Source organism: Rubrimonas cliftonensis (assembly GCF_900107585.1).
Taxonomy (GTDB): Bacteria; Pseudomonadota; Alphaproteobacteria; order Rhodobacterales; family Rhodobacteraceae; genus Rubrimonas; species Rubrimonas cliftonensis.
This window is the reverse complement of the sequence record NZ_FNQM01000012.1, coordinates 1-22669: the sequence shown is the minus strand read 5'-3', so window position 1 is coordinate 22669 and position 22669 is coordinate 1. Positions and strand designations below refer to the sequence as shown.

16 protein-coding genes, 1 tRNA gene and 1 pseudogene are annotated in these 22669 nt (G+C 74.7%); 7 read left to right on the top strand and 11 right to left on the bottom strand.

Going from position 1 to position 22669, the window contains the following annotated elements; genetic code table 11:
• The first annotated feature begins 26 nt into the window (after window positions 1-26).
• Window positions 27-1364: a hypothetical protein gene (locus BLW43_RS23640; protein ID WP_093254979.1), complete on the top strand. Its 1338-nt coding sequence runs from the start codon at window positions 27-29 to the stop codon at window positions 1362-1364.
• On the top strand, window positions 1361-2734 hold the full coding sequence (locus BLW43_RS15945; RefSeq protein WP_139284093.1) for an aromatic amino acid lyase: 1374 nt from the start codon (window positions 1361-1363) through the stop codon (window positions 2732-2734). The genes BLW43_RS23640 and BLW43_RS15945 overlap by 4 nt, the downstream gene beginning before the upstream one ends.
• Window positions 2735-2742: 8 nt before the next feature.
• On the opposite strand, the gene BLW43_RS15940 is transcribed toward BLW43_RS15945, so the two are convergent.
• The 6 genes from BLW43_RS15940 to BLW43_RS15915 form a co-directional block, all read right to left on the bottom strand.
• Complete coding sequence (locus BLW43_RS15940; protein WP_093254976.1) at window positions 2743-4416, bottom strand: ABC transporter substrate-binding protein; 1674 nt, start codon at window positions 4414-4416, stop codon at window positions 2743-2745.
• A 77-nt stretch (window positions 4417-4493) separates the two neighbouring features.
• Window positions 4494-8030 carry a double-strand break repair helicase AddA gene (gene addA, locus BLW43_RS15935; RefSeq protein ID WP_175478950.1) on the bottom strand — a complete coding sequence of 1179 codons (3537 nt, stop codon included), beginning with the start codon at window positions 8028-8030 and terminating at the stop codon, window positions 4494-4496.
• Window positions 8023-11013, bottom strand: coding sequence for a double-strand break repair protein AddB (gene addB / locus BLW43_RS15930; RefSeq protein WP_175478949.1), 2991 nt, complete (start codon window positions 11011-11013; stop codon window positions 8023-8025). The genes addA and addB overlap by 8 nt, the downstream gene beginning before the upstream one ends.
• Window positions 11010-11516 carry a tRNA (adenosine(37)-N6)-threonylcarbamoyltransferase complex ATPase subunit type 1 TsaE gene (gene tsaE / locus BLW43_RS15925; RefSeq protein ID WP_093254971.1) on the bottom strand — a complete coding sequence of 169 codons (507 nt, stop codon included), beginning with the start codon at window positions 11514-11516 and terminating at the stop codon, window positions 11010-11012. Before tsaE ends, addB begins: the two co-directional genes overlap by 4 nt.
• Before the next feature lie 63 nt (window positions 11517-11579).
• Entirely contained in the window at window positions 11580-13508 is a 1929-nt protein-coding gene (locus BLW43_RS15920; RefSeq protein ID WP_093254970.1) for a sensor histidine kinase, read from the bottom strand.
• A gap of 310 nt (window positions 13509-13818) precedes the next feature.
• The gene (locus tag BLW43_RS15915; protein WP_093254968.1) at window positions 13819-15258 is read right to left on the bottom strand and encodes an ActS/PrrB/RegB family redox-sensitive histidine kinase; all 1440 of its coding nucleotides are present in this window, start codon (window positions 15256-15258) and stop codon (window positions 13819-13821) included.
• Window positions 15259-15381: 123 nt separating this feature from the next.
• On the opposite strand from BLW43_RS15915, the gene BLW43_RS15910 reads away from it, so the two are divergent.
• Window positions 15382-16008, top strand: a complete 627-nt coding sequence (locus BLW43_RS15910) for an SCO family protein (RefSeq protein ID WP_093254967.1) — start codon at window positions 15382-15384, stop codon at window positions 16006-16008.
• Between the two features lie 73 nt (window positions 16009-16081).
• Window positions 16082-16639, top strand: a complete 558-nt coding sequence (locus BLW43_RS15905) for an ActR/PrrA/RegA family redox response regulator transcription factor (protein WP_093254965.1) — start codon at window positions 16082-16084, stop codon at window positions 16637-16639.
• Window positions 16640-16700: 61 nt separating this feature from the next.
• Here BLW43_RS15905 and BLW43_RS15900 read toward each other — a convergent pair whose 3' ends face one another.
• Window positions 16701-17894, bottom strand: coding sequence for a deoxyguanosinetriphosphate triphosphohydrolase (locus tag BLW43_RS15900; protein ID WP_093254964.1), 1194 nt, complete (start codon window positions 17892-17894; stop codon window positions 16701-16703).
• A 165-nt stretch (window positions 17895-18059) separates the two neighbouring features.
• On the opposite strand from BLW43_RS15900, the gene BLW43_RS15895 reads away from it, so the two are divergent.
• Window positions 18060-18359, top strand: a complete 300-nt coding sequence (locus tag BLW43_RS15895; RefSeq protein ID WP_342741623.1) for a HesB/IscA family protein — start codon at window positions 18060-18062, stop codon at window positions 18357-18359.
• 4 nt (window positions 18360-18363) lie between these two features.
• Here the strand turns inward: BLW43_RS15895 and BLW43_RS15890 are convergent, their stop codons facing one another.
• The 4 genes from BLW43_RS15890 to BLW43_RS15875 form a co-directional block, all read right to left on the bottom strand.
• The gene (locus BLW43_RS15890) at window positions 18364-19137 is read right to left on the bottom strand and encodes a DsbA family protein (protein ID WP_093254962.1); all 774 of its coding nucleotides are present in this window, start codon (window positions 19135-19137) and stop codon (window positions 18364-18366) included.
• Complete coding sequence (locus BLW43_RS15885) at window positions 19134-19601, bottom strand: DUF411 domain-containing protein (protein WP_093255084.1); 468 nt, start codon at window positions 19599-19601, stop codon at window positions 19134-19136. Before BLW43_RS15885 ends, BLW43_RS15890 begins: the two co-directional genes overlap by 4 nt.
• Before the next feature lie 97 nt (window positions 19602-19698).
• Entirely contained in the window at window positions 19699-20826 is a 1128-nt protein-coding gene (locus BLW43_RS15880) for a 2'-deoxycytidine 5'-triphosphate deaminase (RefSeq protein WP_093254961.1), read from the bottom strand.
• Between the two features lie 52 nt (window positions 20827-20878).
• Window positions 20879-20955, bottom strand: a tRNA-Pro gene (locus tag BLW43_RS15875).
• Between the two features lie 140 nt (window positions 20956-21095).
• Here BLW43_RS15875 and BLW43_RS15870 point away from each other — a divergent pair.
• Together BLW43_RS15870 and BLW43_RS15865 are read left to right on the top strand one after the other, a co-directional pair.
• Window positions 21096-21989, top strand: a complete 894-nt coding sequence (locus BLW43_RS15870) for a LysR family transcriptional regulator (protein WP_093254959.1) — start codon at window positions 21096-21098, stop codon at window positions 21987-21989.
• 378 nt (window positions 21990-22367) lie between these two features.
• A pseudogene (locus tag BLW43_RS15865) lies at window positions 22368-22669 on the top strand (IS1634 family transposase); the annotation flags it as partial.

Here is a 22669-nt window from a genome sequence, read left to right as displayed (position 1 = left end):
GTTCGCCCGGCGGCGGGAAAATGGCCATGCGCATCGCTCTCGCGGCGCCCTTCCGGACGACGCTGAATCTCGACACCTATGTGGCGTTCAGCCATCCCGAGGCGCTGTGGGAACTGACCCGCGCCGCATGCCGGACGATGGCCGCCCATGACGGCTTCGCCGCCCGTCCCGGCCGCCTGCCGCGACCGGGAGAGGGCTTCCTGCGCTACCGCGCCGTCGCCGAGGATCGCGAGCACTGGTACTCCAGCCCGGTGGCCACCGTCGACCTGACGCCGACGCAGCTTGGCGACACCCTTGCGCGCTTCGCCGCCGGCGGCGCGCTGGCCGGCTCGGCGCGGTTCGTCTCGGCGTCGGTGGCGCTCTACGACAACACGATGGCGATGCTGACGCTTGAGATCGACGCCCCGGCCTCGGCGCTCGGCGCGCTGGACGACGCCTCGATGCTTGAGCGCGCGCTGACCGATCTCGCCCATGACACGGTGACGGTCGTCTCCGAGCAGATCGCCGAGCGCTTCGCCCGCATCATGGCCGTCAACGCGCGCCGCCGGGAGCTGTGGCCGCATCCCGAGCCCATCGTGAAGGCGCCGGAGGACTTCGTCGCCTTCGACGACATCGACGCCGACGTGATCGAGAGCAGCCCGCTGCGCGCGACGATGCTCTGGGCGCACAGGATCTATGTCGCGGACGCCGCCTCAGGGGAGGGCGCCGCGTGGTTCGCGCGCGCCTATCCCGACGCCGCGCCGCATGGCGAGCCCTTCACCCTCGGCTGGGGCAACACGTTCCTGTTCTGCCCGGAACTGCTCCCGACCTATCTTGCGCTGATGCGGCAGACGCAGTTCTTCTATGTGATGTTCGAACTGCTCGCCGCCAGCCAGCTCCGGCTGCTGCGCTCGGTCTCGGTGCGGGAGCCCATGCGGGCGGCGGCGCGGCTGGAGCGCAAGGTCGAGCGGCTGGAGCATCTCAGCGCCGAACTCGAGAGCGAGTATCTGCTCTTCGTGGAGAGCCTGCAGGGGCCCAGACGGGCCCATGTCGCCGCCATCATGGCGGGCTTCAACTTCGAGGAGCTCAAGGCAGCCTGCCGCATCCGGCTCGATTTCGTCGAGCGGCAGCTGCGGCAGGCCGAGCGCCGCCGCGCCGAGGTCTATCGTCGGCTGGTGAGCTTCGTGTTCATCGTCGTCGGCGGCACGCAGGTGTTCCAGACCGCGCAGGACGCGCTCGCCTTCGCCCGCGATGTGGGCGACGTGGACCCCGCGCCCGGCGTCACTGACCTGATGCGCGCCCTGCCGGTGGACCTCACGCTGAACGTCGTCGCGCTGTGCATCGTCGCGGTCGCGGCGTTCTGGGCGATGGGCCGCGCGCGATGAGCCCGACGCCCCGCCTCTCGGCCCTGCTGGCCATGGCGCGCGACGGCGAGGACCGGCTCGGCGTCGCGGCGCTGGCGGCGCGCCAGGAAGCCGCCTTCCGGGCCTTCGACGCCTATCTCGCGGCGCCGGGGCGGCGGGTCTACGGCGCCAACACCCTGCCGGGCCATCGCGACGGCGAGCCGATCGCGCCGGAGGCCGCGGACGCCTATGCGCAGGCGTTCCTCGCCGCGCACGCCATCGGCGGGCCGCCCTGGTTCGACGCCCCGACGGCGCGCGCCATCGGGCTGGCCAAGCTCTGGAGCCTAGACGCCGGCGGCGCGCCGCTCTCGGGCGCCGTGACCCGCCGCGTCGCCGAGGCGACGCTGGACCCGGCCTTCAATCCGCTCGCGCCGCGCCGCGCCTCCTATTCCAGCGGCGACGTGATCCCTGCGGCGCACTGGGCGCGCGCCGCCCTCGCCCATGGCCGGGCGCCGGCGCCGGCGCTCGCGCCGGTGGAGGCGATGACCCTGGTGAACGGCACCTTCGTGGCGGTGGGCGCGGCGGCGGCGCTCGCCCCGGCGCTCGGGGCGTTCTGGCGCCTTTTCGCCCTGCTCGCGGCCGAGACGGCGCTGGCCTCGGGCGTGAGCCGCGGCGCGTTCTCGGCGCGGCTGTTTCCGCCGGACCCCGCCCTTGCGGCGCTGCTCGACGCGATGGCGCGCGACCTGCCCGAGGCCGAGCGCGCGCGGCAGGCGCCCGTCTCGGCGAGGACGCTGCCGCAGCAGACCGCCTGCCTCTTCGCCGCCGCGCGCGACTGGCTGGCGGAGATCGACGGCGCGCTCGGCCAGCCCGCCTGCAATCCGCTGTTCTTCGCCGACGAGGGCCGCCATGTCGCGAATGGTGGATTTCTCGCGCCAGGCCTCACGGTGCGGTCGGGGGCCCTGATCGAGGCGCTGCTCATGGTCGCATGGGGCGCCGCGCAGGCCGCCCAGCACGCCGGCGGCGACGCGCCGCCCGGCCACGGGCCGGACGCCGGGCCCGGCCTCATCCAGTGGCCGAAGCACGCGCAGGCGCGGCTCGAAAGGCTGCGCCATCGGGCGGGCATGCGCGCCTTCGCCAGCGGCGCGAGCACCTCCCACGGCGTCGAGGATCTGTGGTGCCACGCCCTCACCACCCTGGAGACGCTGGAGGAGGCGCTGTCGGAGACGCGCGCCATCGCCCTCATCGCGCTGCATCAGCTCGTCTGGGCGCGCCGCGAGGCCGGTGGGCGCATCGGCGCGCTGGCGGGCGCCTTCTTCGGGGCCGCCGGGGCGCAGGGCGACGCCGCCGAGGCGCTCGAGCGCCTTGCGCGGCTGGTCGAGGCGCGGGCCGATCCCGGGCCCTTCGCGATCTGAGCCGCGGCTCACGGGTCGGCGAGCCACACGCCTTCGAAATGCTGCTCGAAGCTGGGATGCGTCTCCCGCCCGCGGACGCGCGGGTTCGCATGGGAGAAGATCGTCCGCCAGTAGGGCTGGATGAGCACGCCGCTGTCGCGCAGGATCGTCTGGAGCCGCGCCATCGGCGCGCGCCGGGCGACCGGATCGACCGTCGCGAGCGCGGCGTCCAGCGTGGCGTCGAACTCGGGGTCCGAGAAGTCCGTCTCGTTCCACGCGGCGCCGGTGCGATAGCCCAGCGCGAGGATCTGCACGCCGAGCGGTCGCGCGTTCCAGTTCGTGACGGAGAACGGATAGTCCTTCCAGGCGCGCTCGAACTCTGCGACGGGCGCAAGGCGCCTGACCGCGTTCACGCCGGCGTCGAGCAGCTGCGCCACGATGGCGTCGGCGGTGTTGCGTCGCCAGTCGTCGTCGGCGACGACGAGTTCGAAGACCGTCCCGGCATGGCCGGCCTCCGCGAGTATCGGGCCCGTCGCGGCGGGGTCGAAGCGGGGGGCGTCGATGCGGGCGTAGTCCGGGTGCATCGGCCCGACATGGTGGTTCTCGGCCACGAGCCCGGCGCCGCCATAGCCGAGCGCGAGCGCCACGGCGTTGTCGACGGCGCCCTGCAGCGCGCGCCTCACCGTCGCGTCGCCATAGGGCGGCGCGGTCGTCTTCATCCGTGCGCAGACGGTGTTCGCGGTGACGACCGAGCCGCGCGCGAGCCCGAGCGCGTCCAGCGGCTCGACGAAGCCGGCCGGCGTCTCGGCGTTGACGTCTATGGCGTCGCGCGCGAAGGCGTCGCGCTGATTCGCCGGGTCGGCGCCGAGGTCGAACCACTCCACGGCGTCGAGCCAGACCTCGCCGCCCCACCACGGGCGTTCCGAGCGCACCACCCGCGCCGCCGCGCCCGGCTCGACGAAATCGAGCCGGAACGGGCCGGTGCCGACAGGGTTCGCGGTGAGATCGGCGCCGCTCGCCTCGAAGTCGCGATGGGTGAGCAGCGCAGGGTAGTCCGCCATGCCCGGGATCAGCGTCACGTCCGGGCGGGGCAGGTCGAGCCTCACGGTATGGCTGTCGACGGCGCTCGCGGCGCCGTCGCGCAGCCTGCGGGTCGCAGGGTCGACCAGCACCGCGAAGCGCGCGGCCATGGAGTTGCCGGGCGCGGCGGCGTCGCACCAGCGCTCTATCGCGCGCAGCACGTCGACGGCCTCGAACGGGTCGCCGTTCGACCACGTCACCCCGCGCCGCAGCGAGAGCGTGTAGGCGCGCGCGTCGTCGGAGACCTCCCAGCCCTCGAGCAGCCAGGGCCGGAGCGTGAAGTCGGCCCCCTGCCGGACCAGCGGTTCGACGAACTGCCGCGCGATGTTGGCCGGCTCGGGCCAGTCGAAGCGCCGCGGGTCGTCGACCCGGTGGACCGTCATGCCGACACGCAGCGTCCCGCCGCGCTTGGGGGGGGCGCCCGCCTGCGCCAGCGCTGCGCGGGCCTCCCCGAGAAGGCCGAGCGCGGCGCCGGCGGTCGCGCCCAGCGCGGTGGCCCCGGCGAGAAATTCTCGCCGTTCGAGCCGGCCCGCGCGCGCAGCACGGGCCATCGGCGCGATGGCGGGATGCGGCCGCGCGCCGGTCAGCGTCTCGCAGGGGGCCTCTTCGCTCCGCCTCGCCATGCCGGCGTCTCCCGGTTCGTCTTGCGCGCGCGGCTGACGCGCGGGCGCCGGGCGCGGCCCGGCGTCGCCCAGCCGCCTCAGCCCGCCGCTTCAGACTGAGCGCGCGCGAGCGCCGCGTCGAGCGCCGCGTCGTCCAGCGCGTCGACGCGGCCGATGCGGGTCCAGACCAGCGCCGCGCGGGCGACGCGGTCAGGATAGATCAGGCGCAGCCCGGCGCGATAGGCCGCAAGCTGGCGCAGGTAGGGCTCCGGCGCCGCGCCGGGCGGCGGCGCGGCGTCGGTCTTGAAGTCGACGGCGAGCGCCGTCTCCGCGTCGACCGCCAGACGGTCGATGCGCCCAGAGACGACGCCGAGCCCGGGCAGCGCCACCGACAGCGTCGCTTCGGCCGTCGCCTCCGGCGCGAAGGCGCCGGCGAGTTCGGGCAGCGCCATCACCGCCTCGGCCTCGGCGCGCATCGCCGCGCGCGCCGAGGCGTCGGCGGCGGGCGCCGCGCGGCGCAGGATCGCCTCGGCCAGTGCGCCGCGCTCCTCCGGCGGCGCGTCTGGCAGCAGCTCCAGCAGCGCATGGACGGCGACGCCCCAGGCGAGCGCGGCGGCGGCGTCGCGGGCGGGCGGCGTCTCGACGGGTCCGGCCGGGGCCTCGAGCGGCGCGAGGTCCGGCGCGGGTTTCGCGCCGCCGCCGCCCAGGTCGCTCGCCCGGAACCGCGTCGGCGCCCGCGGCGCGGGCGGCGGCGGCGCGGCGATCCACGGCGGCCGGGAGAGCGCCGGGCCGGGCCCCGGGCGCAGCGGGGCCGGCGCCTGCGCGCCCGCGTCCTGCATCCGCAGAATCTCGTCGCCGATCAGCTCACGCAGCGGCGGCGGCGCGGCCGCCGGCAGCGCCGTCCCGCCGCTCTCCAGCCCTTTCGCGACCAGAGACCGCCAGCTCTCGCGGGGGATCTCGCCCTTGGGCGGCTTCTCCTCCCCGGCGCCGCAGACGATCAGCCAGCGCTCGGCGCGCGTCATGGCGACGTAGAGCAGCCGCCGCGCCTCGTCGCGCTCGGCCAGCGCGGCGGCGGCCTTCGCCTCCTCCAGCGCCGCCGCCCGAGCGCCCGGCAGCCGCCACGCCGGCAGGCGGGAGCGGTCGTTGGCGCCGGGCTCGGCGACGCGCGCCACCGCCTTGCCGCGCGGCGCCGCACGCGGGCCGCAGTCGGGCAGGATCACCACAGGCGCCTCCAGCCCCTTGGCGGCGTGCACCGTCATCACCCGCACGGCGCCGGGGCCGTCGGGGTCGCCCTTGTCCATCTCCCGCTTCACTGTGACGGCGCTGCGGCCGAGCCAGTCCACGAAGCCCTCCAGCGTCGGCACCGCCTCGATCTCGTAGGCCAGCGCGCGGGCGAGCAGCTCGTCGATGGCGTCCTCGGCCTCCGGTCCGAGCCGTGCGGCCATGCGCCGGCGGCCGGCGGCGTCGGCGCCGAGCGCCGCGTCGAAGAACTCGAACGGGCGCGCGTAGTCGGCGCGGCCCATGGCCGCGATAAGCGCCGCCGTCGTCGCGGCGTGCTCGGGCGCGGCGCGCAGCGCGGCCCAGAGCGAGCCTGGCCGCCCGGCGTTGGTTCGCCCCAGCGCCAGCCGCTCCAGCGCCTCCGCCGCCATGCCGAAGAGGGGCGAGCGCAGGACGGTGGCGAGCGTCAGGTCGTCGTCGGGCGTCAGCGCGAAGCGGGCCAGCGCCAGCAGGTCCTTCGCCGCGAGCGCCTCGCCGAGCGCCAGACGGTCGGCGCCGGCGACGGGCACGCCCAGCGTCTTGAGCCGGCGCACGAGCTCCGCGGCGAGGATGTCGCGCCGCCGCACCAGCACCATGACGTCGCCGGGGCGCACCGCCCGGTCGCCGCCCGGCAGCGTCTCGCCCTCGTCGAGCCAGCGGCGGATCTCCGCCGCGAGCGCGCGCGCGAGCAGCAGCCGCGGATTGCCCGGCGCCGGGGCGTCGAGCGGCTCGTCCCAGGGCGTCTCGGGAGCGTCGTCGGGCTTGGGAACGAGCGGCCACAGGTCCACCCGCCCCACCAGCGGCCTGACGGCGGCGTGCAGGATGTCGTCGTCGGTCGAGGTCATGCCCTCGCGGGCGATGCCGAAGGTCAGGTCGACCGCCTTCAGGATCGCCGGCGCCGAGCGGAACGACCACTCCAGCGGCGTGCGCACCAGCGCGCGGCCGCCCTCGCGCAGCCGGGCGTCGATCTCCTCGCGCTTGGCGCCGAACAGCGCCACGTCGGCGCCCTGGAAGCTGTAGATCGACTGCTTCTCGTCGCCGACGACGAAGAGGCTGCGCGGCGTGGGCCCGGCCGCAGCACCGGGCCCACGCCCGTCGGCGTCCTCCGGCGGCTGCTCCTCGAAGAACGCCTCGGCGAGCGCGCAGATCACGTCCCACTGCCGCGGCGCGGTGTCCTGCGCCTCGTCCACGAGGATGTGGTCCACGCCGCCGTCGAGCCGGTAGCGCGCCCAGGCGCCGGCGACCGGGTCGGTCAGCAGCGCCGCGGCGCGCTCCACCAGATCGTCGAAGTCCAGCGCGCCGAGCGCCCGTTTCTCCAGCGCGAACGCGTCGAGGAACGCGGCTGCGAAGCGGGAGAGGGCGATGGCGTGGTTCGCGGCGGCGATCGCCTCGGCGCGTCGCAGCAACGGGTCGGCGTGGTCGGCGAGCCGGGCAAGCAGCGGCCTGATCCATGGCTCCCGCTTCACGAGGGCCGCCGTGGGAACCTTGTCGAAATTGCGCAGCGCGCCGGCGCCGCCGTCCGTGCGCAGCGCGCGCGCCAGCGCCGCGCCCGACTCTTCAGGCCCGGCTGCGGCCAGCGCCTCCGCGAGCGGGGCGCCGATCCAGCCGTCGTTGCGGCTGCTCGCTGCAAGCGCCACGGCCGCGCGCCGAAGATCCGCGCGCGCGAAACCGTCCCAGAGCGCGCCGAGCGGATCGTCCGCCAACGCCGCCTCGCCCAGCCCGAAGGCCGCCGCGAGGCGCGCAGGCGTCGGCCGCCCGGCCCAGAGGTCGCGACCGTGCAGGATCTCGGCGCAGAGGCTCTCAAGGCTTTCGTCGCCGACATGGGCCGCGGCGGCGTCGAAGGCGCCGGGATCCTCGGTCGCCGCGCGGTCTCGCGCGCGGGAAGCCGCGGCGTCGCGGGCGGCGTCGTCGAGCACCGTGAACGCTGGCGAGACCCCGGCCTCCAGCGGGAAGCGCCGCAGGACGCCGTCGCAGAAGGCGTGGATCGTCTGAAGCTTCAGCCCGCCCGGCGTCTCCAGCGCCTGCGCGAACAGGGTGCGCGCGCGCGCCAGCGTGGCGTCGTCGAGCGCCGCCTCGGGGCCGGCGAGCGCGCGCATCTCCCGGCGCAGGGTCGCCGCGTCGGCCAGCGCCCAGGCGCCGAGGGTGCGACTGAGGCGGTCGGCCATCTCCGCCGCCGCGGCGCGGGTGTAGGTGAGGCACAGGATGCGCTCGGGCCGAGCGCCTGCCAACAGCAGCCGCGCCACCCGGTCGGTCAGCACCCGCGTCTTGCCCGAGCCCGCGTTGGCCGAGGTCCACACCGACGCATGCGGGTCCGCCGCCCTGCGCTGGGCTGCGCTGGCGCGCTCCACCCGGCTGGGGTCCGTCGCGCCGTCAGCCACCGTCGCCTCCCTCCGCCTCGCTCTCGCCGTCTTCCCATTCGCCGAAGCGGGCGAGATGGTCGTAGTCTCGCGCCTCGCGCAGTATCTTCACGCGGGCGTGGGCCGTGTAGGGCTGCGCCGGGTCCTCATAGCGCGCGACGAGCCGCAGCAGCTTGGCCCACGCCTCCTCCGCCATCGCCGCTGGATCGCCGCTCGCGGCGTCGCGCGCGGCGCCGCGCAGGCCGCCGAGCCCGATGTACGCCAGGCGCGCGGACGCGGCGGCCGGCAGCCCCACGAAGCCGCCGGCCCTCAGGATCGCGGCCTCGAGCGGAAGCTGCGGCGAGAACTTCTCGACCTGCGAGGCGCTGGGCGGGGCGCCCGTCTTGTAGTCGTAGATCGCCGCGTCGCCGCCCTGCAGGATGTCGATGCGGTCGGCCCGAGCCGTGAGCGTGAAGTCGAGATCGGGCGCTTCGCGGGCGCCCGAGACCTCCTGTCGGCTGACGCGCGCCGCGGCCCGACGCGCGGCCTCCTCCACGCAGAACGTCTCTCGCGCCCGCCGCAGGCGCGCGCGCCACAGGCGGCGCTGGGCGGGGCCGGCGGCGGCTTCCGCAAGCGCGGCGTCGGCGGCGGCGTCGAAGGCCGCGGCGATCTCGTCGGGGCTTGCGCCGGGGGCCTCGGCGAGCCGCTCGAGCGCGGCGTGCAGCGCCTCGCCGCGGTCCCGCGCGTCGGTGTCGCGGCCCACGGGGTGCAGCGCCTCCAGCCTCAGCACCTTGCGCGCGTAGATCTCGAACGGGTCGCGGATCAGCGCCTCGACCTGCGTCGCCGACAGCCGGCGGGGGCGGTGCTCGACCGGCGGGCGCGGGCGGGGGCGCACGGCGGGCCTCGCCGCCGCGCGCTCGGCGTCGTCAGGCGCGGAGAGGACGGCGGCGAGCCGGACCAGCCGCCCGCCCTCGGCCCGGATCTCCGCCAGCCGCCCGGCGTCGACCCCGGCGAGCAGCGTCGTCAGCCGCTCCAGCCAGCGCGAGCGCGTGGTCGGCGCGCCGCCCGAGCGCAGCGCGCGCGTCAGCAGCACCCGAGGCCCGCAGGCGGCGGTCAGCACGTCATGGGCGGCCAGCCCGGTCAGCCGCTCGGGCGGCGCGAGCCCCATCGCGGCGCGCATTTCGCGGTTCATCCAGGGGTCGGGCGGCGGCGCCTTGGGCCAGACGCCCTCGTTCAGCCCGCCGAGCACGACGAGATCGGCGCGCTGCATCCTCGCCTCCAGCGGCCCCCAGATGCTCACGCGCGGATCGGCGACATAAGCGTCCTCCCGCACGGCCCCGCCGAGGCATGTCGCGAACAGCCGCGGATAGTCGTCGGGCGCGCAGGGGCCGTAGACCTCCGCCGCCCGTGAAAAGCCTTCCGCGGCGGCGCGCACGGCGGCGCCGGCGCCGCGCGCCCAGAGCGCCGGCCCGGCGAGCGCCTCGGCGGTCGCCAGATGCGCCGCGGCCATGGCCTCCAGCGTCGGTCCAGCTTCGCCGAGAGCGATGAGCGCGTCGAGCGCCGCGATCACCGGTGTCTGGTCGGGCAGGGGCGTCGCCTCGCGCTCGGCGCGGCGGCGCATCTCGCGGTCGAGCGCGGCGCGCGCCTGCGCCAGCCCGTCGAGCCCCGGCGCGCGCCGCAGCACGCCGATCTCGAAGCCCTGCGCGGCGCGCAGCTGCGCGCGCCGGCCGCTGCCGTCGCCCTCAGCCCCGCCGCCGGCGAGCGGGTGCTTCAGGAGCGCCGTCAGCACCACCGCGTCGAACGTCCCGAAAGCCAGTTCCGCGACTAGCTTCAGGAACATCGCCGGCGGCGTCAGCGCCATCGGCCTGCCGCCGCTGTCGTCGGGGCGGATGTCCCAGCGGGCGAGCGCGGCGGTCACGCGGCGGGCGAGTTCGCGGTCGGGCGTGATGAGCGCCGCCGTGGCGCCGGGCGTCTCCAGCGCCTCGCGCAGCGCCAGCGCCACGGCGCCGGCCTCCAGCCGCGGGTCGTCGGCCTCGGCGATGGCGAGCCCGGTCGTCGCCGCCGCGACGCTCTCGCGCAGGCCGGAAAGCGCACCGATCCAGGCGTCGGTCACGGGGGCGGGGCGCAGCGCCTGCGCGATCAGGCGGCGGCGCGGGGCGGCGGCGGCGCGCTCGGCGACCGCGTCCTCCGCCCACCATGCGACCTCGTCCGGGGCGACGCCGAGGCCGTCGAGCAGGCGGCGGACGCCGCCCCAGGGGTGCTCCTCGCCGATGTCGCCCCAGACTTCGGCGGCGAGGGCTGGGTCGAAGCCGGGCAGCACGACGGCGCCCTGCGGCGCGCGGGCGACGGCGGCGAGGAAGGCGGCGGTGACGGCGCGCGATCCGGTGGAGCCGGCCGCGACCATGACGCCGCCCGGCGGCGCGGCGCGCCAGCGCGCGGCGAGCGCGGCGACGGCGGCGGCGCGGCGCGCCTCCGCCTCCATCGCGCCGCCCTCCTGCGCTTCGAGGATGGCCGGCCACGCCTCGCGGACGATGCGCAGGAAATCCAGCGTCAGGGCCCATCGCTCGGCGTGCGCTTCGGGCGCGACGGCGTCCAGCGCCTCGAGGCTCGCCATCTCGCGGCCCGTCTCGTCGAGCAGCGCCCCCAGCGCCTCCGCCAGCGCCGGGGCCGCGGCCGGCGGACCGAGCGCGGGCGCCTGCGCGAGCGCCGCCGCGGTCAGCCTCGTCAGCGTGAGCAGGCGGCGCGCGGGGTCCGCCGCGGGCGGCGGCGCGCCGGCGCCGGGGTCGTCGGCGAGGTCGTCGAGCGTGCGGATGCGTGGGAGGAAGCAGGCCGCCTCCCCCGCCTCGCGGGCGAGCGCCTCGAAGGCGAGCGCGACGGCGCGGCCCGCTCGCCGGGTGTTGAGCGTCAGCGACACACGCGCCGTCGCCTCTGGCGGCTGGCCGGCGAGCCGCCCCCGCAGGCCGAGGGCCAGTTCGCGGGCGAAGTCGGCGCCCGGCGCGACGGCGAAGATGCGCTCCGCCGTCACGCCGCGGCCGCCAGGGCCGCAAGCGCCTCGGCCCAGCCCTCGCCATGCGCGGCGATCGCGAGGCTGCGGCCCTCGCCGTCGAACTCCAGGGCAGCGTCGAGCGCGCGCGCCGGGAGCAGCGCGCCGAGCCGTTCGGGCCACTCCACGAAGCAGACCGCCGTCTCGAACGCCTCGGTCAGACCCAGTTCGAAAGCCTCCTCGGGCGCGCCGAGCCGGTAGAGGTCGGCATGCCAGATCTGGCCGCCTTCGGCCTCGTAGATCTGCGCGAGGGTCCAGGTGGGGGAGGGGATGTCCTCGACCGCGCCGCTCCGGGCCAGCCGAGCCGCGATCGCCGCGCGCGCCAGCGCAGACTTGCCCGCGCCCAGCCCGCCGCGCAGCAGCACCGCGTCGCCGGGGCGCAGCGCAAGGCCGAGCGCTGCGCCGACGCGGTCGGTCGCCGCCGGGTCGGGCAGATGGAGGCGCAGGTCGCGCCCCGGCTGGGCTGGGGCCTGAGACGGGTGCATCGTCACCGCCTAACCCGGAGCGGCCGAAGCGGGCCTATGGCCTTTCGCCGCAAGCGCGCGTCGTCACAGCGCGCCCGCCATCCGGCACAGCACCCGCACGCCGCCGTCCTCGCCGTTCGCGATGGAGAGCGAGGCGCCATGGATCTCCGCGGTGCGGCGCGCGATCTCGAAGCCCTGCGACGGCGTCGCCGTCTCGCCATGGTCCGGCGTCGAGCACCAGAGCTCGATCTCGTCCGGTCTCCGCGCCTCCACGCCGACCTTCAGCACGTCGCCGCGCCCGGCCGCGCGCACCGCTTCGGAGAGCATCGCGAAGATCATCTGTCGCACGCGCGCGGGGTCTCCGCGCGCCGTCACCGTCAGGCCGATGTCGCTGAGATCGACACGGGCGCCGGTCTCGCGCAGCCGCCGCTCAAGCACGCCCGCGGCGCCGCGAAGGACGGGGGCCACCATCACGGCGTGGCTCTGCGCCTCGACCGAGGGCGAGCCGGTCGCGACGAGCTCGCTCAGGCTCTCGACGCCCTCCAGCAGGCTGGCGGCGGCGTCGCGGATGGTTTCGAGGAACTCCTCGCGCGCGGCGCGCGGCGTGTCCGCCGCGAGCAGGTCGGTGAAGCAGAGCACGGCGTTGAGCGGCGTTCGGAGGCGATGGCTGATCTGATAGAGCATCGCCGTGCGCATCGCGTCGGCGGCTTCGAGCGAGGCCGCGCGCTCGCGCAGCGCCTCCGCCACGCGGGCGCTGTCGGTCACGTCGGAGAAGGCGGCGAGGGTCTTGCCGTCGGGCATCTTGGCGATTCGCGTCACGAGCACGCGCCCGTCCTTCAGCCGCACGCGATGGCTGCCCGGCGCCGCCTGCGGCAGGTTGCTGACGGCGTCGCGCACGATGTCCCAGATCGGCGGCTCGGGCGCGAGGTCGCGGCAGGCGGCGGCGAAGTCCCGCACATGGCGCGGCGCGCCCGCTTCGCCGACGTCGAGGCCCCAGAGCGCGAGGAACGCCGGATTGGCCATGCGCGTCGTGCCGTCGGGGCTGAACTCCACCACGCCGTCGAGCATGGCGTCCAGCATCACCCGGCGCGACTTCATCGCGGTGCGGCGCCAGCGCTCCATCTCGGTCGCCGCGCTCACGTCCTCGAAGACGAACGCGATGCCGCCGAGCGGATGCGGCTTGCCGAGGACGTGGATGATGCGCTGGTCGGGAAGCTCCCAGCGCTCGTCATAGGCCGGCGTCTCGCCGCCGTCGAAGAGCGTGAAGAGCCGCGCGCGCCATGCCGGGTAGTCGAGCTGCTCCGGCAGCATCCGCGCCTCGCGCAGGCGGTCGAGCATGTCGCGCAGCGACGGTCTGCCGCTCAGCCAGGCCGGATCCATCCCGAACATGTCGGCAAGCGCCGGGTTGGCGAGGGTGAGGCGGCGCTCGCTGTCGTAGATCGCCATGCCGACGCGCAGATGGGCGAAGGTCTCCGTCACCGTCGCGACGAAGCGCTCTAGCACCACCTCCGCGCCGGTCGCGCCGCTGGAGGGCCGCCCCATCACGAGGGCGCCGCCGCTGTCCGCGCCGGCGACGCGCGCAGCCACGGCGTCGTTCGGACCCGGAACGCCGGACGCGCCGGCGGCCTCGTTCGACCAGACCACGCCGCCGGCGTCGTCGACCCGCCAGACCGGGGCCTCCAGCGCGTCGACCGCCCGGCGCAGGAGCGCCGCCTCGCTCCGCGACTGACGCATCTCGCGCTCGACCAACGCCAGCTCCGCCGCCTCGCAGGAGACGTCGTGCAACTTCAGGGTGCACCCTCCGCCGATCGGCGCGCCGGAGACCGCGAAGACGCCGGCCCCCGGAAGCGTGTTCGTGCGTCGAAACGCCGCGCCGCGGGTCAACAGGTTGTCGAAGTCGCGGGCGAGGTCGATCGAGGCTGCGCGCAGGCAGTCCCGCAGCTCCGCCGCGGAGGCGCCGCGCCGCGCCGCCGGCCCGAGCAGCCCGCGCGCCCCGGGAGAGGCGTAGCGCACCAAGCCGTTCCTGATGCGCAGGGAGGCTTCGTCGACGGCCGGTCCATGCGGATCAAGCCAGGCGGCAAGCCGCTCCAGCCGTGCGGCGAGGGCGCGTCGCAGGGCGCCTGCAAGGTTCGTCGACCCGCTTCGTGAGGCTTGCGCGCGAATGTTGCGATCCAACGCCACCCTCACTCGGTCGCCAGAGCCGTGTTGCACGACAAACCGCTTCACAGCCCTCTCGCCGACATTTTTTTGCCACACTCGGACCAGTTCAACCCAATTTTTCCACAATCGCAAGATGCAATTCCGCGCACTGCATCCTGACTGTTCAGAATACTTCTTCCTCGAAACGTGGGTTTCTGCCGAGCGGGCCGCGCGTCGTCTCCTGCGACACGATCATCGCGTCGCGCGGCCAGATCGCCGCCACAACGGCGCCGCCGCGTGCGCCAGGGGCGGCGGCGGCGCCCGCGGCGTTGGCGAACACCACCCGCGCGCCGGTCCGCTCCAGCAGCGTCTTGGCGATGAAAAGGCCAAGGCCCATGCCCTGATAGGCGCCGTCGGCCGGCGCCGCCGACGGTCCGGCCTCGCCGTCGCGCCCATGCCTGCGGCCGCGGCCGCGGGTCGTCACATAGGGATCGCCAATCATCTCCAGCACGTCCGGCTTGAACCCCGGCCCGTCGTCGGAGACCGAGACGCGCAGGGCCGCGTCGCTCTCGCGCGCCTCGATCCATATCGTCGTGGCGGCGAAGTCCACGGCGTTCTGCACGAGGTTGCGCAGGCCGTGGATGACCTCGGGCCGGCGGATCACCATGGGCTGGTTCTCGCCCGCCAGCGCGGCGTCCTCGCCGTTGATGCGGAAGGCGACGGTCTTGCCGCGTGCGACATGGGGGCCGGCGGCCTCGCGCAGCACCGCGTCCAGCGGCGCGTGGCGCACCACGGCGTCGGCGCGCCCGCCCTGGCTGAGATCCTGCAGGATGTCGCGGCACCGGTCCGCCTGGCTGCGCAGCAGCGCGACGTCCTCGGCGAGCTCAGGGCGGTCCTTGAGGTCGCGGGCCAGTTCGCCGGAGATGAGCTTGATTGTCGCGAGCGGCGTGCCGAGCTCGTGGGCGGCGGCCGCCGCCAGCGCGCCGATGGCGGTCAGCCGCTGCTCTCTGGAGAGGGCGAGCCGCGCCTCCGCCAGCGCCTCGCTCATGCGCGCCGTCTCCAGCCCGATGCGCCGCGTGTAGATCGCCATGAACACGATGCCCACCGTGATCGCCGCCCAGACGCCGAGCAGGTAGAGGTCGGGCGGGCGCACGGCGTCGCCAAGCGGGCGGTAGGCCACGAGCAGCACCGAGGTCGCCGCCATCGCCGCCGAGGCCAGGATCAGCGTCGAGCGCAGCGTCAGCACCGAGGCCGCGATCGTCACCGGCGCCAGCAGCAGCACCGCGAAGGGGTTGGTCAGACCACCGGTCAGGCCCAGCATCACGAAGAGTTGCGCGAGGTCGAACAGCAGCCACAGCATCGCATGGCGCTCGTTCAGCCGCGTATTCGCGGGCTTGAGGCGCGTCGCGGCGAAGTTCACCCCCGCCGGCGCGGCGATCGCCAGCAGGCAGGCTGCGACGGGCACGTCGAGGTCGAAGAGCGCCACTGCGGCGAACACCGCCGCGGTCTGGCCTGCGAGCGCGAGCCATCTCAGGGTGATGAGCGTCCGCAGGCGGACCCAGTGGCCGCGCGCCTCCGGCCCCGGCGGCCCTAGCGCCGCAGCGAATGTCGACGACTGGAACATGGCGCCACTAAACACCATGTCGACCCTTGGCCGCCAGCACCCGCGGGGCCGCAGCCGGGCCGCGCTTGCCGCCCGCCGCGCGACGCGGCAAGAGGGCCAGACCAACCCGACGGAGCTTGCCCCATGGCGACGACAGCCCCCAGCGCCGCCCTCATCGCCGGCGCAGCCGCCACATCCCTGCTGCTGGGCGTCGGCCTGTGGTTCTCCTTCGCGGAGGGCGACGGCCTGGCGGCGTGCCGCGACGGCGGCGGCGTGATCGGGGCGGATATCGGCGGCCCCTTCACCCTGACCGATGACACCGGCGCCCGCGTGACCGAGGAGCAGGTGCTCGACAGGCTCACCCTGCTCTATTTCGGCTACACGCACTGCCCCGACTTCTGCCCGACCGACGCCGCGACCATGGCCGCGGCCGCCGACATGCTGGCCGAGCGCGGCGTGGACGTGAACACGGTCTTCGTCACCATCGATCCGGCCCGCGACACGCCCGAGGCGCTCGCCGCCTTCACCGACGCGATGCACCCCGACATGATCGGCCTGACCGGCTCCGAGGAGGACATCGCCGCGGCGGCGCGGGCGTGGCGCGTCTATTACGCAAGGGCGGGCGACGACCCCGACTACTACCTGATGGACCACTCCACCTTCACCTACCTCGCGCATCCCGAACGCGGCCTGCTCGACTTCTTCCGGCACGGCGACGCGCCAGAGGTTCTCGCCGAGCGCACGGCCTGTTTCGCCGACGCCCTGCGGTGATTTGACAGGCGCGACAAACGCCCGCATAACGCAAGAAAGTTGCGCGCGCGCAATCGGTTCGGGGTGAAATTGCATGGATGACGGGGCGATGAGCGAACTCGGGGCGGACCGCAGCCTCCTGATCGTGGACGACGACGAGGCGTTCCGCCGCCGCCTCGCCCGCGCGATGGAGAAACGCGGTTTCGACCCGGTCGTCATGGCCGAGAGCGTCGCCGAGGGCCTGGAGAACACGCGCTCAAGGCCGCCCGCCTACGCGGTGATCGATCTGCGTCTCGAGGACGGCAATGGTCTCGACGTGGTGGAGGCGCTGCGCGAGACGCGGCCCGACGCCCGCATCGTCGTGCTGACCGGCTACGGCGCCATCGCGACGGCGGTGGCGGCGGTGAAGATCGGCGCGACCGACTACCTCTCGAAGCCCGCCGACGCGGACGACGTCGAGGCGGCGCTGCTCGCGCGGCTGGAGGACAAGCCCGCGCCGCCCGAGAACCCGATGTCCGCCGACCGCGTGCGGTGGGAGCACATCCAGCGCGTCTTCGAACTCTGCGACCGCAACGTGTCGGAGACGGCGCGGCGGCTCAACATGCATCGCCGCACGCTGCAGCGCATCCTCGCGAAGCGCTCGCCGCGCTGAGCGGGGCACCGGTTCGGGTCGGGGCGGACGACGCCGCCCGCGGCGCGCCGGGGGCCGACGCTCACGCCCGCGCCTGCGGGTCGGTGAGCACCTTGTGCTCCTGCAGGGCGAAGCGGTCGGTCATCCCGGCGATGTAGTCCGCGATGACGCGGGCGCGCTCCGCCGCGCCGCCGGCGCCGGCGGCGCGCGCGGCGGCGCTCCAGTCCGGCGGCATCAGGTGCGGCTCCTCGGAGAAGATCGCGAACAGATCCGAGACGACCGTCGCCGCCTTGCGCCGCATCCGCGCGACGCGCCAATGGCGATACATCCGCGCCATCAGGAAGCGCCGCAGCGCCGAGATCGCGGCGCGCATCCCGGACGAGAACGCGATGACGGGCTCGGGCGCGGCCTGGACCTCCGCCATGCAGCTCGCCCCTAGCCGCGCCAGCCGCGCGCCGCTCTCGGCGGTGACGTCGGCGACCATCATGCCGAACACGCGGCGCAGCGCCTCGGACTGGGCGCGCAGCGGGTCCAGCCCCGGCCAGCGCGCGTCGACCTCCGCCCAGGCCTCGCCCACCAGCGGCAGCGTCCGCGCCTCCTCCACCGTGAAGAGCCCCGCGCGCAGACCGTCGTCCAGATCATGGGTGTTGTAGGCGATGTCGTCCGACAGGGCCGCCGTCTGCGCCTCGGCGCTCGCATGGGTGTGCAGTTCGAGGTCGTGGCGCGCGTCGTAGTCCGCGATGGCGTAGGGCAGCCCGCTCCGATCGGCGCCGACGCCTGGCAGCAGCGGGCCGTTGTGCTTCGCGATGCCCTCCAGCGTCTCCCAGGTGAGGTTGAGGCCGTCGAAATCGGCGTAGCGCTGCTCGATGCGCGTCACGATCTTGAGCGCCTGCGCGTTGTGGTCGAAGCCGCCGAAGGGGGCCATGCGCTCCGCCAGCGCGTCCTCCCCGGTGTGGCCGAAGGGCGTGTGGCCTAGGTCGTGCGCGAGAGCGACGGCCTCGGCGAGATCCTCGTCCAGCCCGAGGCTGCGCGCCAGCGTGCGGGCGACCTGGGCCACCTCGAGGCTGTGCGTCAGGCGGGTGCGGTAGTAGTCGCCCTCGTGCTCGACGAACACCTGCGTCTTGTGCTTCAGCCGCCGGAAGGCGCCGCAGTGGATGATGCGGTCGCGGTCTCGCTGGAAGGGCGTGCGGTTGGCGCTTTCGGGCTCGGCGTGCAGCCGCCCGCGGCTCGCGCTGGGCTTCGCCGCGCAGAGGGCAGGGTCGGGGCGGCGCGTCATCGTTGCGGCTCCTGTGCGGGCGCTTATATTACACCGTGTAACCTATTTTCGGCGAAGGGTGCAGCCATGGACGATATGACCGGACGCGCGGCGCCGGACCTCGCCGGTTCGGCTCTCGGCAAGGCGGATGCTTCGGCGGGCGGCGGCTTCGCCGCTCCCCTCACCGTGACGGCGCGGGCGAAGGCGCGCATCGCGGAGATCGCGGCCGACGGTCAGCCGGGGCTGCTGCGGGTGGCGGTGCTGGGCGGCGGCTGCTCGGGCTTCCAGTACGAGTTCGGGCTGGAGCCGGCGCCGGCCGCCGAGGACGCCGTGATAGACGGGGTGGTGCTGGTCGATCCCGAGTCGGCGCCGTTTCTCGCGGGCGCCGTCATCGACTTCAAGGACGAGCTGATCGGCGCCCGCTTCGCCATCGAGAACCCCAACGCCACGTCGAGCTGCGGCTGCGGCGTGAGCTTCTCGATGTGACCGCTCAGGCGCAGCCCGGCGGCGGGCCCGCCTCGCGCTCGAGGTCGATCAGCGCGCGCAGTCGCGCCTCGGTGATCGCGCCCTGGACGACCGTGCGCCCGACCACGAGCGCGGGCGTGCCGATGAAGCCGTAGAGCCGCGCAAGGCCGCGGCTGTCGGCCAGACGCCGGCTCACCGCCTCGCCCGTCATGTCGGCGAGCAGCCTTTCGGGATCGAGCCCGTTGCGTTCGGCCAGCGCGCGCAGATAGGCCCCGGTCGGCACGAAGGCTGAACCCATCAGCGCGGCGTGGAAGGCGGGATAGGCGTCCTGCCGCGCAGCGGCGAGAGCTGCTCGCGCCAGCGCCTCCGAGCGCGGACCGAGCAGCGGCCATTCATGCCAGCGCACCGCGACGCCGGGCGTTTCGGCGATGGCCGCGAGACGCTCGGTCAGCACGCGGCAGAACGGGCAGGCGTAGTCGGAGAACGAGGCGACCGGGACGACGCCGGGCGCCGGCGGGGCGCCGAACAGCCTGGCGCACAGGTCGGCGCGCAGGACGTCGGGCGCGGTCGCCTCGCCGGGGCGGGACGAGAGCCCGGCCAGCGGATCGAAGCCGGCGCTCACCGACCCGCCCTCCAGCGTCCGAAACCCGGCCGGCGCGGTCATCTCGGCGAAGTCGAAGCGCTGCGGCGCAAGGCGCAGCAGCGCGGGCGCGCCAAGGTATAGCGCCGCGCCGCCGGCGGCCGCGCCGCCCAGCAGCAGCAGGCGTCGGGAGCGGCCGTGCGACGCGTTTGCGCTCAATGGCTGGCGAAGACGGCGGTGGACCCGTCCCGCATCACGAGCAGCGTGTCGAAGGCGTCGCGGCGGTCGCCGTACTCCATGCCGGGCGAGCCGAAGGGCATGCCGGGCACGGTCAGACCGAGCGCTTCCGGGCGCGTCTCCAGCAGGCGCGCGACATCCGCCGCCGGGACGTGCCCTTCGACGAAATAGCCCGCGATCTCGCCGGTGTGGCACGACGCCAGCTCCGGGCGCAGCCCCAGCCGCGCCTTGCGGGCGGCCAGCGCGCCGGAAGTCATGTCCAGCGTCTCGACCTCGAAGCCCGCCGCGCGCATGTGATCCACCCATGCCGAGCAGCAGCCGCAGGTCGGCGACTTGGCCACGGTCAGCCTGCGCTCGGCGATCTCGGCGGCCGCCCGGCGCGACACGAGGCCGCTGAGGACAGCCCCGCCGGCGAGAATGGCGGCGAGCGTCTGGCGGCGGTTCATCATGGGCATGGTCGCTTCTCCCGCTTGAGAGGTCAGGATGCGCGCCCCGCGCCCCCCCTGTCCACCTGCGAGACGTTCAAGCCGTCGTGACCGGGCGTCAGGCTGCGCGGAAGTGCTTGGACAGGCGGAGGCCCTGAGCCTGGTAGGTCGAGCCGATGTCGCGGCCATAGAGGATCTCGGGGCGCTCGGCCATGCGTTCGTAGACCAGCCGCCCGACCGTCTGGCCATGCTCCAGCGCGAAGGGCGCCTCGTGGCAGCGGACCTCCAGCACCGCGCGCGAGCCGGCGCCGCCGGCCGGGCCATGGCCGAAGCCGGGGTCGAAGAAGCCCGCATAGTGCACCCGGAACTCGCCGGCGACGGCCATGTAGGGGGCCATCTCGGCGGCGCAGTCGGGCGGCACATGCACGCTCTCGCGGCTGACGAGGATGTAGAAGGCGCCCGGATCGAGGATCACCTCGCCGGCGCGGCCGGGACGCACCGGATCCCAGAAGTCCAGCGGGTCGTAGGCGTCGAGACGGCCCAGATCGATCAGCGCGCTGTGCCGGCGCGCCTTCCAGCCCACGACGCCGCTCATCGCGCCCGCCGCCTGCGCCGAGAGGTCCACGCTGAAGCCCACGCCGCCGTCGATCAGCGCCTCGCCGTCGACGAGGCCGAGCGCGGCGTGGATCGCGGCGTGCTCGGCGTCGTCGAGCCCCGCCGCGCCGCGCCGCAGCCTCAGCTGGGTCAGCCGGTCGCCCGCCCGCGCCAGCACCGAGAAGGTGCGCGGGCTGATCTCGGCGTATAGCGGCCCCGCGTAGCCCTGCGGCACGCGGTCGAACTCCACGCCGCGGTCGGCGATGACGCGGGTGAAGACGTCGAGCCGCCCCGTGGAGCTTTTCGCGTTGGCCGCGCCGGAGACGTCCGCCGGCAGCGCGAGGCGCTCCATCAGCTCCACGACGTAGACGCAGCCGGTCTCCAGCACCGCGCCGGGCTCAAGGCTCATCTCGTGCATCGCGAAGTCGCTCAGCCGGTCGGCTACGCTGCGGCCTGCGCCGGCGAGAAAGCTGGCGCGCACCCGCCACGCGCGTCGGCCGAGGCGCAGGTCGAGGCTCGCCGGCTGGATCTGTCCCGCGGCCAGCGGCGCGTCGGCGGCGACGGCGCCGGTCTCGGCGAGCGCGCGCAGCGCCTGCGAGGGCAGCACGCCCGGACTTGCGGCGACTTCGGCTGGAGCGACGGAGCGGGTCAGGGGCGCGCCCCTCCATGCGAAGACGCCAGCGCCTTGCGGCGCTGGCGCGAAATGGTCGGGCTAGCAGGATTCGAACCTACGACCTTCCGTCCCCCAGACGGACGCGCTACCAGACTGCGCTATAGCCCGTTGACGCCCGCGGTCTTAGCCGGGCCGCGCAAGCGGCGCAAGCGGCGGCGAGGCCGGCGGAGGGCCGTCGCGCCCGGCCGGGGGCTGGCGTCGGCGCGCGCAGGGGGCGACGATCCGCACCCCGTCAGGAGGCCCGAGCGATGATCGACCGCCAGCACCTTTCGCTCATGCGCGAGATCGACCGGCAGGGCGGCCTCACCGCCGCCGCCGAACGCCTCAACATGACGCAGTCCGCCGCCAGCCACGCCCTGCGCCGGCTGGAGGCGCAGACCGGCGTCACGCTCTGGCGGCGCGAGGGGCGGCGGATGCGGCCGACTCAGGCGGGGCGGACGCTGCTCGACCTCGCGCGCCGCCTGCTGCCGCAGTTCGAGCGCGCCGACGCGGCGATGGCGGATTTCGCGAAGGGCCGCCGCGGCCTGCTGCGCATCGGCATGGAGTGCCACCCCTGCTACCGCTGGCTGCTGAAGGTGGTGGAGCCCTATCTCGTCGGCTGGCCCGACGTGGACGTGGACGTGCGGCAGGCGTTCCAGTTCGGCGGGCTCGACGCGCTGACCGACCATGAGGTGGACCTGCTGATCACGCCCGACCCGGTGGCGCGGCCAGGCGTCGGCTTCACGCCGGTCTTCGGCTACGACCTCGTGCTGGCGGTGGGGCGCGGCCATCCGCTCGCCGGCCGCGACCATGTGCGGCCGGAGGATCTCGACGACGAGGTGCTGATCACCTACCCGGTCGGGGCGGAGCGGCTCGACATCTACGCCCAGTTCCTCGGTCCCGCCCGGCGCCAGCCCAGCGCGCGCAAGGAGATCGAGACCACCGACATCATGCTCCAGATGGTCGCGGCGGGCAGGGGGGTGGCGCCGTTGCCCGACTGGCTGCTCGCCGAATACGCCGCCGCCTTGCCCATCGTCGGGCTGCCGCTGGGCCCCGAGGGCCTGCGCAAGAGCATCCATGTCGGCCTGCGCGACGAGGACGCCGCGCTCGACTACATGGCCGGCTTCATGGCGCAGGCCGCCCGCGTCGGCGCGGCGGTCTGAGGCGGGGGCCGAACGGCAAAGATGCGCGGACTCTCGCCGTTCGCGCCGAGCGATTTGGAGATCGGCATTGCGGACGTTTCCGCCTTTTGCGCGTGCAGCATTCCACATGCAGACTCGGCGAAGCGGATCTGACGAAGAGTCGTCGTGCCTGCTGCGACGCAGCATTCCTCCCGGGAGCGGACATTCGCCAGCCCGCCGACGGGCCAGATCTCCGGAGTTCGACACTTCCGGCCCCGATTTTCGGGCACCCGGACCGTTAGCCTCTGGGTAATCAATAACTTAGCCTTTGCCCGGGGGTGATTTCAGCGAAGTTGTGTTGTGGCACGTCATCGGTATTTCACGATGGAAAGCAGTTTTCTGCCGTGATATCGTTGCGGCATGTACACGAAGATCACCCGGTCGGGCGGACGACGCTATCTGCAGCTGGTCGAGGGCTATCGTGATGATGCGGGAAAGGTTCGCCACCGCGTGATCGCGAACCTGGGGCGGATCGAGGATCTCACGCCCGAGAAGCTGGATCCCCTGATCAGTGGGCTCAACCGCGTCCTGGGCCGGGCGGAGAACACCGCCTCGCACCTCACCCACGAACCCGCGCAAAGCTACGGCGACGTCTTTGCGCTGCACGAGCTGTGGAAGGATCTCGGCTTCGACCGGGCGCTGAGCCGCGCGCTGCGCTCGGG